Annotated in this window: 9 protein-coding genes; 5 read left to right on the plus strand and 4 right to left on the minus strand. The window is 50.8% G+C overall.

The annotated features are described in order from the left end of the window. Positions 1 to 27 precede the first annotated feature (27 nt). The 3 genes from EDM59_RS16220 to EDM59_RS16230 all read left to right on the plus strand — a co-directional run bounded on the left by EDM59_RS16220 (position 28) and on the right by EDM59_RS16230 (position 5,992). On the plus strand, positions 28 to 3,168 hold the full coding sequence (locus EDM59_RS16220) for an efflux RND transporter permease subunit (RefSeq protein WP_122924546.1): 3,141 nt from the start codon (positions 28 to 30) through the stop codon (positions 3,166 to 3,168). Then, positions 3,161 to 4,402, plus strand: a complete 1,242-nt coding sequence (locus tag EDM59_RS16225; protein WP_122924547.1) for an efflux RND transporter periplasmic adaptor subunit — start codon at positions 3,161 to 3,163, stop codon at positions 4,400 to 4,402. The genes EDM59_RS16220 and EDM59_RS16225 overlap by 8 nt, the downstream gene beginning before the upstream one ends. Before the next feature lie 258 nt (positions 4,403 to 4,660). Then, positions 4,661 to 5,992 carry an MFS transporter gene (locus EDM59_RS16230; protein ID WP_122924548.1) on the plus strand — a complete coding sequence of 444 codons (1,332 nt, stop codon included), beginning with the start codon at positions 4,661 to 4,663 and terminating at the stop codon, positions 5,990 to 5,992. Between the two features lie 64 nt (positions 5,993 to 6,056). Here EDM59_RS16230 and EDM59_RS16235 read toward each other — a convergent pair whose 3' ends face one another. From EDM59_RS16235 to EDM59_RS16245, 3 genes are all read right to left on the minus strand, one after another. Continuing rightward, the gene (locus tag EDM59_RS16235; protein ID WP_122924549.1) at positions 6,057 to 7,307 is read right to left on the minus strand and encodes an MDR family MFS transporter; all 1,251 of its coding nucleotides are present in this window, start codon (positions 7,305 to 7,307) and stop codon (positions 6,057 to 6,059) included. A gap of 283 nt (positions 7,308 to 7,590) precedes the next feature. After that, a complete protein-coding gene (locus EDM59_RS16240; RefSeq protein ID WP_122924550.1) occupies positions 7,591 to 8,457 on the minus strand; it encodes a MurR/RpiR family transcriptional regulator in 867 nt (288 codons plus the stop codon). A gap of 83 nt (positions 8,458 to 8,540) precedes the next feature. After that, positions 8,541 to 9,899, minus strand: a complete 1,359-nt coding sequence (locus tag EDM59_RS16245) for an aspartate aminotransferase family protein (RefSeq protein WP_122924551.1) — start codon at positions 9,897 to 9,899, stop codon at positions 8,541 to 8,543. A gap of 98 nt (positions 9,900 to 9,997) precedes the next feature. Here EDM59_RS16245 and EDM59_RS16250 point away from each other — a divergent pair, with 98 nt between their 5' ends. Further along, positions 9,998 to 11,239 carry a dicarboxylate/amino acid:cation symporter gene (locus EDM59_RS16250; RefSeq protein WP_122924552.1) on the plus strand — a complete coding sequence of 414 codons (1,242 nt, stop codon included), beginning with the start codon at positions 9,998 to 10,000 and terminating at the stop codon, positions 11,237 to 11,239. A gap of 260 nt (positions 11,240 to 11,499) precedes the next feature. Continuing rightward, a complete protein-coding gene (locus EDM59_RS16255; RefSeq protein WP_122924553.1) occupies positions 11,500 to 12,456 on the plus strand; it encodes a Gfo/Idh/MocA family protein in 957 nt (318 codons plus the stop codon). 65 nt (positions 12,457 to 12,521) lie between these two features. Here the strand turns inward: EDM59_RS16255 and EDM59_RS16260 are convergent, their stop codons facing one another. Next, positions 12,522 to 13,415 (minus strand): LysR family transcriptional regulator, encoded by an 894-nt coding sequence (locus EDM59_RS16260; RefSeq protein WP_122924554.1) that lies wholly within the window; start codon positions 13,413 to 13,415, stop codon positions 12,522 to 12,524. Positions 13,416 to 13,542 lie beyond the last annotated feature (127 nt).

The following is a 13,542-nucleotide window of genomic DNA, read 5'->3' on the forward strand; positions in this document are numbered from 1 at the left end:
AACTTGTATAGGAGGGGAAAACGTTACATGAATTTATCGAATCTGTCGATTAAGCGCCCGGTTACCACACTCATGCTGCTCATAGCCATGCTGATATTCGGGCTGATTGCCATTCCCAAAACGCCAATTGAGCAATATCCGGAAACGAGTTTTCCGATTGTCATGATCGCCACATCTTACAGCGGAGCATCACCTACCGAGGTGGAAAACCTCGTTACCAAACCACTGGAAGAAGCGGTTGGTACGCTATCTGATATTGAGAATATCTCATCCACCTCCGTAAAGGGGGCGTCCAATCTCGTACTGGAATTTAATTATGGTGTGGACATCGATGACAAAATTCAAGAGGTCAATCAGAAAATAAACAGGATTCGCGGCCAACTGCCAGATAATGCGAACGATCCGACTGTGATCAAGATGGATCCCAACGCGCAGCCGATTATGAAGCTTACACTGACTGGCGAACAAGACATCAACCAATTGAAGAAAATAGCAGAGGATCAGGTAGAAACCGTAATCGAGCGCATCGACGGTATTGCTTCTGTTGATGTGACGGGCGGCCAGAAACGCGTGATTAAAGTCGTACCGGATCCGGATAAGCTGAACGCTTACGGCATTACGACGGATCAAATCCGCTCGGCGATCTCAGCAACAAACCAAACGGCTTCCACTGGTGAAGTGCAAGATGGAGATACAAAGCAATCGATTGAGGTAGTCGGAGAGTTTTCAAAGGTAGAATCAATAGGTAAAACGCCGATTACGGTAGGCGATCACTATCTTACGCTGGATCAAATCGCAACCGTCACAGATACCTATGAGGATGTAACGCAAAAGGCTTATTACAACGGGAAGCCAAGCGTGCAAATATCCATTACAAAGGCGACTGGCGGTAATACGCTGGAAATCGCCAATGGAGTAAAAGCGCAAATTCCAACCATTGAAAAGGAATTGCCAAAAGGTGTAGCCCTTACCTTGACGGAGGACAGCTCATCGGATATCAAAGATTCCATCTACAGCATGGTTGAGCATGGTGTACTTGGACTGATCTTCTCCGTCATCATTCTCTACCTGTTTCTAAATAGCGCCCGTGCCATGCTGATTGTCGCCATCGTCATGCCGATTTCCATCGTAGCTACCTTCTCGCTGATGTACGTGTACGACATTACGTTAAACATGATGTCATTGCTAGGGTTAACGCTCGGCCTTGGATCTTTGGTTGACTTTGCTGTAGTTATTCTGGAAAACATTTTCCGGATGAGGCAACAAGGAAAATCCGTTATGGAGGCCGCATTGGAAGGCTCGAAGCAGGTTGGAACCGCGGTGATGGCCTCTGCTCTTGCACAGATTTGTGTGTTTTTGCCAGTCGCTTTTGTAGAAGGCTTTGTCGCCGAAATATTTACCCCGATGGCACTAACGGTCGTGTTCTCTCATATTGCTGCGCTGGTAGTCTCGATGCTTGTAGTACCAGTCTTAAGCTCCCGCTGGTTAGACAAGATCAGACATGAAGAAACGGAGCAGCTCACCCATTATCGAGGGTGGAGTCCAGCGATGTGGTTCAATGTCGGCTATAACAAAGTTGCCAAGGTTTATGGGAAGCTACTTGGCTGGTCTCTGAATCACCGCAAAACGATACTGGCAGGGGTTCTCGCGCTGTTTGTCGGTTCTCTTTCCCTGTTCGCTGTTGTCGGAATGGAATTTTTGCCAGGAGGGGACCAAGGGAAAATCAGCGTGTCCGTCACCGTCCCATCTGGAACCGTATTTGCAGAAACCGAGAAGTTGGTCAATCAAGTGGAAGCACATGTGAAGAGCATTCCTGAGCTGGAAACCTGGGCAACCACCGTGAGTACGAGTTCGTCAAACAGCTCCTCGACCTCAGCGGCTGGGAACATCAGCATTCAGCTTGTGGATATCGATAAGCGCACACGCACCACGGATGAAATTGCTGAAGAATTGAGGGAAAAAGCATCCTCGATCGCTGGAGCGGAAATAGAGGTCAAGCAATCGGAATCAGGTCCAGGGATGGGGGGCAGTGACATTTCCTACACCGTGCATGGCGAGGATCTGGATACTTTGAAGGATATCAGCGGTGTGATTGCATCGGAAATCAGCAAAGTAGAAGGAACGAGAAACGTCGAGTCCTCTTTGGATGCTACGAAAAAAGGATACCAGATTGTCGTGGATCCGGAAAAAGCCAGCATGTATAAACTAACCACGTCGCAAATCATCTCGGGTGTTCGGGTCGCTTTTCAAGGAGATACCGTTACGAAATACAGAACCGGTGACGATGAGATCGATGTCTTGCTCAAGCTGCCGGAAAACTATGAACAAGATATCAGCTATCTCCAGTCACTCAGAATTACCAATTCGCAAGGAGCCACTATTCCACTAACGTCAGTGGCAAAAATCAAGCTAGCCGATACGCCGCAGTCCATTGAACGAACGAATATGACCAGAGCAGCTGAAATTACCGGTGATATTTTTGGCAGAGACCTGGGCTCCGTATCAACGGAAATTCAACAACGGTTGGCAACGATTAATCTGCCTGACGGTTACACGTTGGAAACAGGCGGAAACAATCAGGATATGATGGAGTCATTCCTGTCTCTCGGACTCGCGATCCTCTTGTCGATCGTCCTGATTTATATGGTCATGGCAGGGCAATTCGAATCGTTGTTTACTCCGTTTATCATCATGTTCTCGGTACCTACATCAGTGATTGGGGTCATGATTGGCTTATTTGTCACCAATACTCCGCTCAGCGTGTATGGCCTGGTAGGATTTATCATGCTGATTGGTATTGTTGTAAACAATGCCATCGTGCTGATTGACTATATCAACAACCTGAGGAAACAAGGGATGGACAGAAACGAAGCGATTAAGCTGGCAGGTCCAGTGCGTCTTCGCCCGATCCTGATGACCTCCCTGGCCACCATTTTGGCTGTACTCCCAATGGCAGTCTCGTCAAGCGAAGGCTCTGAATCCATGCGGCCAATGGGGATCGTGGTAGCATTTGGACTTGCTTTCTCCACGCTCATCACATTGGTGCTCGTGCCTGTTGTTTACACCCTGTTTGACGATTTTTTCCAAAAGAGAAGAGTGAAAAAAGAACGGAAGAAACAAAAAGCCGTGATTGGGCTTCAAGGACAAGGAGTGACCTCAAATGAATAAAAAACGCCATTACTTTTCTGGGGTGTGGGCGATGATCCTGCTATCCACCATGCTTGCGGCATGCTCACCTCCGGGGGGTGCTGCACCGACAGGAGGGGCAGCTGCAGCACAGGAGAATGCTGTACCTGTTTCCGTAGCGCTTCCCATTAAAGGGAATGTACAGGGAGAAGCGGGTGTGACCGGAAAACTAGAAGCGAATCAAAGTGTGAATGTAGCTCCGAAAGGAAACGGGAAAATTACGAGTCTTCCTGTCAAGCTAGGACAGAAGGTAAACAAGGGGGATGTGCTATTCACCATTGATCAAGAGGATCTGGAGAATAGTGTGAAAACAGCCCAAGCACAGTATGAATCGGCACAAGCAAGTCTGGCCCAAAGCAAGGACAACAAAAGTGACAGTGCTACCCAGGCCGAAAGCTCATTCATACAGGCACAGCAGTCGCTAGACGATGCGAAAAGAAACGCCGAGCGCATGACAGCACTTTTCGAGCAAGGAGCCATTTCTCAGGAAGAGGTGGAAAGCGCGAAGGCGAAATTAGTAAATGCGCAGGCATCCTACAACAACGCGCTGAAAAGCTATGAAAGCTCCAAAAAGAATACGTCCATTGTGGTATCGGAAAGCTCAGTCAAGCAAGCGAAGGCACAGCTGGACAATGCAAGGGATCAATTGAAGAATGCCACGGTTACCTCGCCGATCTCCGGTGTAGTTGGTGCGGTAAATGGGGCCGTCGGAGAAATGGCGTCTTCGCAATCAGCGGTTGTGACCGTTGTAAGTACCAATCCCATGAAGGTCAAAGTGCAGTTCGCGGAAGCAGAGGTAAACAGCTTGCAGGTCGGCGGAAAAGTAACCGTCCAAATGGATGTATTAAATAAAACCGTGAATGGAACGATCGATGCGATCAGCCCGATCATCGATGAAACGAACAAGGCCTATCCCGTAGAGATTGTGATTCCAAACGAAGATCATCAATTAAAAGTCGGTATGGTTGCCAAGGTGGTCGTAGAAAATGCGAATGCGGTACCAAGGCTCGTAGTTCCGAAAACAGCTGTATTGGAGGAAGAGGGTAACTATTACGTTTATAAGGTTGAAGGGGATACTGTCAAAAAAGTAGAGATTCAAGTAGGAAGTATGTCAAGCGAGCAAGCGGAAGTGACGTCAGGCATCTCGGAAAGTGATCAAGTCGTCTATAAGGGACAGACGCTTGTGAAGGATGGCAGCAAAGTGAAACTAGAGTAAAAGGCAGCGGTAGTTTGGGGAAGGTTTCCTTTCCTGGACTACCGCTGCTGCGCTATGTTCAGGTATGTCAGTCTCAACCTATCCTCCATGAAGTGTAAGTATTGCTTTCTAATTATTGTAAAATAAACAAACACGTTGTAAGTTGTTAGGGAAAGATGAACTTGCTCGGGGGAGGGAGAAAGTCAAAATGGTTGATGATAAGGAGCTGTATGAGTCCGACGTAAGGAACAAACATTGAGAAGGGAGTGGTGTTGATCCATGTCACATGACCCAGAACAAGTAACCCTCGAAAAGCAAACGTCCAGCCTGCGATGTTTGATCGATTCACCCGAACAGCGGCGTAAGCTGTATAAACGTACGCTCATGATTGTCGTTCTCTCGCAAATCTTTGGAGGTGCAGGACTTGCTGCCGGTGTGACAGTCGGGGCACTGCTCGCCCAGGATATGCTGGGATCGGATAGCTTTGCCGGGATTCCCTCTGCTTTGCTGACGCTAGGCTCCGCAATAGCTGCACTGCTCGTCGGAAGATTGTCTCAGCGCGCAGGACGACGTATCGGGCTCGCGTCAGGCTTCTTTGCCGGAGGGATCGGTGCGGTAGGGGTTGTACTTGCCGCGGTTGTCCACAGTGTGCCTCTGCTGTTTTTATCCTTGCTTATTTACGGAGCGGGTACAGCGACCAATTTGCAAGCGAGGTACGCGGGAACAGACCTGGCTCTGCCGAATCAACGTGCCACTGCAGTCAGTACAGCCATGGTTTCCACCACCTTTGGTGCAGTAGCGGGTCCAAATCTGGTGGAGGTGATGGGCGGCTTCGCGACATCCATCGGTGTGCCAGCATTGGCTGGACCCTTTATTTTAGGTGCGGCTGCCTTTCTGCTGGCTGGTCTCGTTTTCCTGCTGTTCCTAAGGCCGGACCCGTTACTCGTGGCGAACGCGATCGCAAATGCCCAAAAATCTGAACAGGGAAGCCAATCTGACGTGCGTACGAGCATGGGCAAGGCAGGCAGCAACGGCCGAGGGATTATCGTTGGAGCCACGGTGATGATCCTGACGCAGATCGTGATGGTTGCCATTATGACCATGACTCCCGTTCACATGAAGCATCACGGACATGGACTGAGTGAGGTTGGGCTGGTCATCAGCATCCACATTTGTGCGATGTATCTGCCGTCCCTTTTGACGGGGGTACTCGTAGACAAGATCGGACGTACGGCGATGTCCTTTGCTTCCGGAGCCATTCTGCTTTTGGCGGGGCTCACGGCAGCACTGGCTCCTGCGGATTCGATGTTTCTGCTCGTCACAGCGCTCGCATTGCTGGGGCTGGGCTGGAACTTTGGTCTGATTAGTGGAACGGCTCTCATCGTAGATGCTACAGACCCGACCACACGAGCAAAAACACAAGGGAGCATTGATGTCTTGGTTGCGTTGGCAGGTGCATCCGGCGGGGCGTTATCCGGTATGGTCGTCGCCAGCTCGAGCTACGCGACACTCTCTCTTGCTGGAGGTTTTCTGGCGCTGCTGCTCATCCCCGTGGGCATCTGGTATCAAAGCAGCAAGAAAGTGGCGAAATCGGAAAGCATGTCGGCATAAAGAGTGCCGGTTACTCCTGTGGATGGGGTAACCGGCTTTTTCCTTTTTACACAATGGAAACCAATCATTTCACTGACTCCGGCTTCTCCACATACATGCGAAACAGCTGAATGTACAAGACGACACTAATGAGCGAAACCGCCAAAATGAGCGTAAAAATGCCGAGGGGTGGGACCCAGCTGGAAAGGAAAACGGTCACGGGAGCGATAAACCGTCCGATGGTGGGCTGCAGGCTGTCAGCTCCCATGTACTGCCCTCTGGATTCCTCGGGGGCATAGCGGCTGATGAAGCTCTGTGTTACCGGAGAGCGTACCATCTCTCCAAAGGTAAAGACGATCGTAGCTAGAAACAGGAACCAGAGCTGGCTGTTCAAGCCGAGGGCAAATGTCCCCACCCCGGACAGAAGCGAGGAAAGGATAAAGACATCGCGTTCCCTCCAATGCTGGAACCATTTCGTGACGGGGAGGATAAACAAGACGAACAATAAGCCGTTAAACCCAAGCACCCAGCCAAAGATCTCTGTGCCGCTGAGCAAAAGTGACCCGCTAGCCCACGGGAAGAGCGGCTGACTAGGCACCTCATGGATGATATACACAGGTAAATAGAGGTCAAGCTGCATGATGGAGACGAGGGCGAAGATCCCTGCCAATGTATAGACGAGAAACACCTTATCCCGAAAAATGATGCCGTACCCCTTCCATTGTTCTTGAAATACCCGAGCCAAGGAGGCCGTTTCCTTAGGACCATTCGCTGCTGCTGGCAATGTTTCGTGTACCAGGAAATAGATCGCAGCGAAATACAGCAGCAAGACCAGGGAACATGACCACAAAAGCTCCTGTCGGTAATGGAAGAAAAAGACGGCTCCGAGTGCAGGACCGAGTACCGCACCGATGTTGTTGGCTGTCGTAAAGGTCGCGAAAATTTGACGGCGGCTATGTGCGGGCACGAGATCGGCGACCATGGCAGAGCTGGCAGGCCGATAGATGGCACCCCCCAGCCCGAGTCCGATAAAGGCCATATAGTCGATCCAGTGAGAGGGAGACACCGCGAACAGAGCAAACATGACAGCTTGGAGACAAGCCCCGAAGAGCATCACGGGACGCCGCCCGATCCGGTCCGCCAAAGCTCCGCCGAGCAAGCTGCCGATAAGGCTGAAAAGCGGAGGGACCGTCATCAGGATTCCTGCGATATGATTGCCTAAAGCGGCTCCAAAATAGACGGTGATAAAGGGAAAGTACATCCAAAACAGCATATTGAAAAGGGCTTCGCCGATTAACCGGATTTTTAGATTGAGATCCCACAAACGCAGCTGCATGATTATCCTCCTCGAGCAAGTAGTGACCCGGCCAGGTATCCAAACTATAGAGCTTTCTGATGGTAAAATATAGACTTATTATTCTGATTCGGTTATACTAATAATGTTAAAGCGAAATATTGCTGTTGCTAGTTTGCATGATTCATAAAACGAACGTTTGTTCTGAAATGCAGAGGCGCTCCTTATGGGAAGCGTCTTTTTTGACGCTGCAAAAAGGCAGGGGTAGTCTGGGACGGTCTTTCACGTCCGCATCTACTCCTGCCTTTTCCATTCTCAAAACCGATTACGACTTGTTCGGATCAAAGTAAATACCCAAACCACTCCAGGCGTCTTCCATCTCCGTCAACAGGCTCGTTGCTTTTTCCGAATCCTGATGGAACATCGAGCGCAGGATCGCGGTCAATAGAGACATCGGCGCGACGAAGGATTCCATGTGCGACGCAATCCCTGTGGGGGTGTACAACACCTCGTCTGCATACTGACACAAGGGAGAGGAAGGGTAGTCGGTGATGACCACGATTTTAGCTCCGCGCTGTTTTCCGATCGCCAGGCAGTCGACACTAAAGCGCGTGTACCGGGCAAAGCCGATTCCGACAATCACGTCATCTGCTTGCAGCCGGTGAAGCCTATCGACAGTCCGGGGCTCTCCGTTGAACAACAGCGTGTCCTTGTGCAGCAAATTCAGATAGAAATCAAAGAACGTCCCAAGCGCCAGCGCGCTTCGAGAGCTGACGATCCCAATCCGTTTGGCGGCCAATAGGAGCTTTACCACTCTCTCCAGCGCCGTAAGATCGATGCGCTCGATCATCAGATTGAGGTTGTGGACATCCTCCTCGAAATGCTGCATGACGGTCTGCTCTTCCTTGGTAATGCTGCGGGAGAGCTGAAATCGCTGCCCTGTGGTCAGCCGCGAGCGGACCATTTCCTGCAGCTCACGCGAGAGTCCGGGAAAGCCGGAGCAGCCAAGAAACGTGGCGAACCTTGTGACGGTCGATTCGCTCACGTTTGCTTCTTTGGCCATTTCCGCCACGTTGTAAAAAGCAGAGGATTCGGGGTCACGCAAAATGACATCCGCAATCGCCTGCTGGGATGGGCTCATTTGCGGGTACATATGGGATAGCTTTTGCAATACAGTTGGGCTTTGCGCCAATGGGTTTCACCTCTTTGACCTGTCCGGTACAAATGTTTCGGTTAAGTATACGACAGGATCAGGAAAGGTGACAATGGCATCCCTTAGACAAGCGGGTCCTGCTTGAGAGCAGCCATGCTTTTCTCAAATGCGTCCAATGTGGCAAAAATCTCTGTTTGTCCGTGCGCAGCCGACATGGAGAAGCGGTTCATCGGCTTGGAGTAGACACCGTTTTCCATCAAGAGGTAGTCGAGCGCCAGACGCAGCTGATTATTGTTTTTGCCGAGATCGCGGTAGCTCTCTACGCTGTCCTGTGTCGCCATCACATTAAAGATGGTACCTTCCCCGAGTGTTTGGAAGGGCAGGTCGTATTGCTTGGCGAGTGCGTCGATGCCAGCGCGCAATTGGCTGGTGCTCGCGATCATTTGGGCAAAGTTCCCTGGCTGTTTCAAATAGCGGATCGTTGCCAAGCCTGCTGCGATGGACAGCGGGTTTCCGTTAAAGGTACCGCTGTGGAACACGACCTCGGACTTTTTACTCGAGCGCAGCGGGGAGGCAAGCTCCATGATTTCCCGTTTCCCACCGACGACGCCGATCGGGAAGCCGCCGCCCACGACTTTCCCCAAAGCAGTCAGGTCAGGCTCAACGCCATAAAAGGCCTGTGCCCCTCCTATCTCGATGCGGAAGCCTGTTTTTACCTCGTCAAAAATCAAGATCATGCCGAGCTGTGCTGTCAACTCACGAAGGTTTTTCAGGAAGATGCGATCCGCAGCGATGTAACCGGAGAGCAGTGGCTCCATGATTACGGCTGAGATCCGATCCGCCTTTTCCGTCAAAATCTTCTCGCAAGCATCCCAGTCATTGAACGGCAGGATGACGCTGTGGTCGCGGTAGTAGTCTGGAGTTCCGAGAGACTCCGGTACTGGCTGCGGCGAATCGGTAGTCCCTGCGAGGTCAGCGGTTGGGTTGACGCTTTGCAGCACATGATCATGAGCGCCGTGATAATGTCCTTCGAATTTGGCGATATGAGTTTTACCGGTATAGGCGGTAGCTAGACGCAGTGCAAACAGTGTTGCCTCCAGGCCAGAGTTGGTAAAGCGAACTTGATCGAAGCTTGGATACAGCTCGAGCAGCTCATCGGTCATTTCCATTTCTAGTGGATGTGTCGCACCAAAGCTGCTGGTACCTTGTTCTTCCCATACCTTCTGGGTCGCTTTCAGCACTTCCGGGTGTGCGTGTCCGAGCATCAGCGCACCGTACGAGAGCAGATAGTCGACGTAGCGGTGACCGTCCAGATCGATCAGGCTGGCCGAATCCGCTTTTTCAAAAATGATAGGAAAAGGAGCGAAGTAGCGCAGGTTGCCGTTTACGCCCCCGGAGATCGTATGCTTAGCGCGCTCAAAGAAAGCGGCAGAATTAGGTCGGCTCTGTTGAAAGGTAGCTTGCAACGATGAAATTTTCATTTCATTCCCTCCTTGTTTGTGAAATTATTATTGCACGCACTGATGTTATTTGCAATAATCATTTCATACAAGCGAATTTTAAGAACTGGGGGAATTTTATGAAGACTAGATTTGCCTTTTATATTTTAGGGGCAACCGTACTGGGTGCAGCTTTTGGTCACTTTTTTCCTGAGCTAGGCAAGGATATCAAGTTTCTCGGTGACGCTTTCATCCGTATGCTGAAGATGATCGTCATCCCGGTGATTGTGACCACCTTGCTGGTGGGGATTGCTGGGATTGGGGATATCAAGCGGATGGGGCGAATCGGGATCAAAACCGTCCTCTGGTTTGAGCTGATTACGACGCTGATCCTATTTATTGGACTCGCGATTGCCAATCTGGTTCAGCCCGGAAAGGGCATTGATCTGGCAAATCTTCCCCAGGCTGATTTGACTGCCATTGCTTCTAATACTTCGACTGTTCTCGATGGGAAAACGCTTTTACTCCATATCATTCCTACCAATATCGTCGACGTCATGGCGAAGAATGATCTGCTCGCCGTTATTTTCTTCTGTATGCTTTTTGGGATCGCGCTGGTCAAGCTAGGCAATGAGGCCAAGCCTTTTGTCTCCATGCTGGAGATCGCATCCAAAGCGTCGTTTCAGCTCGTAAACATGGTCATGCTGACAGCGCCGATCGGTGTATTCGCCTTGATGTCCAATACGATCGGGACTTACGGCATCGCTTTGATCGTGCCGCTACTGAAGCTGATCGGGACAGCCTATCTGGGTCTTGCTGTCGTCGTGTTTGGTCTCTTCTCACTGGTTGCCTTGCTCCTGCGTGTGCCGATCAAGGAAATCTATAAGATGGTCTGGGACCTGATGATCGTAGGTGCATCGACTGGCAGTACGGAGACGGTCGTGCCGCAGCTGATGCAGCGACTGGAGAAGTACGGCGTACCGAAGTACATTACGTCCTTTGTGATCCCGGCAGGCATGCCGCTCAACTCGGATGGAACCACCCTGTACCTGACGATTGCAGGTCCTTTTATTGCGCAAGCCTTCGGGATCGACATGTCCTGGCAGCAGCAGCTGATGATGGTGCTCTTTTTCATCGTAACGAGCAAAGGGGTAGCGGCTGTACCTTCTTCCTCCATGGTCATTCTGCTCGCTACTGTGACTGCTGTTGGCTTGCCGCCTGAAGGTGTCGCGCTGATTATCGGCATCGACCGTGTCATCGATATGGCTCGTACCGCCGTCAACGTGTTTGGACATGTCTTCTCCTGCATCGCTGTGGCGAAGTGGGAGGGAGTTTTCCGCAAAGATACTGAGCTTACGGAAAGCCAATCGGCCACTTCCTGAGGGCTGAATCCCCTTGCAAATAGAAGCAGCGTCAGACTTGGGATGATAGCATTCCTCGCCTGACGCTGTTTTCTTTGACTTTTTGCTAGGTACGCCTCTATGGGCAAATCGCATGGCATACCGACTGAGAGTGTGAGGGGACTTTCTTTTTTTGCTTCTCGCAGGTTTTGCACAAGGATTGTCCCGACAAATGGAGAAATGGGGTATAGAGGGATAGTTGAAAAAATTTGATCAGATGCCAAGAAACGAGGGATACCTAGATGAGTCAGCCAGTTTACAAAATAGGGGTCATTGGTGCAGGGGTGATGGGGGAGCGGATGATGAATGCGCTTCGCACGCACAGCCTGTTTCGTATTGCCGCGATCAGCGATGTATCGGCAGAGCGGGCACAGGAGTCGGCAAAGCTGAGTGGGGATGCAGCATGGTATACCGACCATCGGGAGCTACTTGCCCGTGAAGATCTGGATGCCGTCTATTTGGCGGTTCCCCCGAAATTCCATCATGCGATTGCCCTGGATGTGCTCGCGGCCAAAAAGCATTTGCTTTGCGAAAAGCCGTTGGCAAACTCGCTTTCCGAGGCAGAGGAAATGCTGCAGGCAGCAAAGGAGGCAGGAGTCGTTCATGCGATGAACTTCCCGACCTTCTACCAGGCGATTTTTCCTGAGCTGAAAAATCGAATCGCTCAGCTGGGAACGATTCGGCGCGTCGATATCCTCACACATTTCCATCAATGGCCGCGGCCTTGGCAGCAAACACCTTGGCTCTCCGGTAGAGAACAAGGAGGCTTCATTCGGGAAGTACTGCCTCACTTTACTCATTTGACGTATGAGCTGTTCGGGGATTTGGAGGTCGTTCGGTCGGAAGTAGACTATCCGGCTGATCCAGAAGCATGCGAGACAGGGGTATCGGCCTTCCTGCGCTTGGCAGACGGTACGCCGGTGACGATCAACGGCTTGGCAGGCATCGCGCATGTAGAGCATCTCGATTACCGCATTTACGGAACAGAAGGGACGCTCAGCCTGCAAAACTGGACCAATCTTTTCATAGGCGGGGACAATCAGGCGCCGTCTTTTGTGGAGATTCCTTTGATTGATCGACTCGCCCTGCTGCTCGATGAGTTTGCGCAAGCGATGGAGGGCAAGGAAGCGAGATTGGTGACGTTCGAGACTGGCGTTAAGGTGCAAAAAGTTTTAGAGGACCTGCTGGGGAACGAGTAATCATCAGCCAGGGAAAAGAAAAATAGCCGCGGGGGAAATCTCGCGGTTTTTTTCTACCATTTGTATTACATTTGAAGTACCTTGCTTTGCATCAAAAAGTCGATAAAGGTCCGCATGATGCCGTTGAGCGGGGTATCCTTGAGGTAGATCAGCTCAAAATTCCGGTTGAGCTGAGGCAGGTTTTGAACAGATACTTCCAACAGCTCACCCTCGGACAAATCCTTTTGAATCGAAAAGCGGGGAAGAAAGGCGATGCCCAGCCTTTGTTTGACCATCCGTTTCACGACTTCAATATTGTCTACCTCCATCACGACGTTGTTCTGCAGCTGATAGTGAGTGAAGGCACTGCTGATCAGCTTCCAATCCAGCGACCCGCGATTGAACAAAATGAGTCTCTCGCGTGCGACCTCTTCGATCGAAACCTGATGTCGGGTGAAAAAGGCATGCTCCGGGTAGATGGCGAGAACCATATCATCCGGCATGAGCTGAATCCGGTTGATCTGCGGGTGCGTCACTTCACGGGCGATGCCAAACGATACCTCGTGATTCAGCACCATGTCCAGGACCTGATGAGAGTGCCCGGTGAGGATGGTCAGCTTGATCTTGGGATAAAGCTTTTGAAATTGCTCTACCAGGTCAGGGAGGATGTAAAAGGCTGCGACAAAAACGGTAGAGATGACCAGCTCGCCCTCCACATCTCCGTAGGAGCGCTGGATGGCCTGCTGCCCCTCCTGCAGCATGTGCAAAATGTTTTTCGCGTACGGGAGAAACAGATCGCCTTCCTTAGTCAGCGAAATCGTATGACCAGTCCGCTGAAAGAGCTTGCAGCCCATGGATGTCTCCAAGGCTTTGATGCGCATGCTGACCGTCGGTTGAGAGAGGTAGAGCAGCTCCGCCGTTTTGCTGAAACTTCCTGTGAGAGCAACGAAAATGAATGCTTCGATCTGTTCCATATTCATAGGGATGGCTCCATTATGCAAAATTTTGAACACGCCTATAGCAATCTTTTATTGGATATGTCGTTACAATTACATTAACGTAAAAACATAAGACTGGCTAGAACCTAGATGAGGAAGGCGATAACCG

The sequence above is a fragment of the Brevibacillus nitrificans genome, assembly GCF_003710965.1.
Lineage (GTDB): Bacteria > Bacillota > Bacilli > Brevibacillales > Brevibacillaceae > Brevibacillus > Brevibacillus centrosporus.

Coding starts and splice junctions, on each gene's coding strand:
- EDM59_RS16220 (WP_122924546.1), top strand. CDS start 28: ATGAATTTATCGAATCTGTCGATTAAGCGCCCGGTTACCACACTCATG.
- EDM59_RS16245 (WP_122924551.1), bottom strand. CDS start 9,899: ATGAAAATTTCATCGTTGCAAGCTACCTTTCAACAGAGCCGACCTAAT.
- EDM59_RS16255 (WP_122924553.1), top strand. CDS start 11,500: ATGAGTCAGCCAGTTTACAAAATAGGGGTCATTGGTGCAGGGGTGATG.
- EDM59_RS16230 (WP_122924548.1), top strand. CDS start 4,661: ATGTCACATGACCCAGAACAAGTAACCCTCGAAAAGCAAACGTCCAGC.
- EDM59_RS16260 (WP_122924554.1), bottom strand. CDS start 13,415: ATGAATATGGAACAGATCGAAGCATTCATTTTCGTTGCTCTCACAGGA.
- EDM59_RS16225 (WP_122924547.1), top strand. CDS start 3,161: ATGAATAAAAAACGCCATTACTTTTCTGGGGTGTGGGCGATGATCCTG.
- EDM59_RS16250 (WP_122924552.1), top strand. CDS start 9,998: ATGAAGACTAGATTTGCCTTTTATATTTTAGGGGCAACCGTACTGGGT.
- EDM59_RS16235 (WP_122924549.1), bottom strand. CDS start 7,307: ATGCAGCTGCGTTTGTGGGATCTCAATCTAAAAATCCGGTTAATCGGC.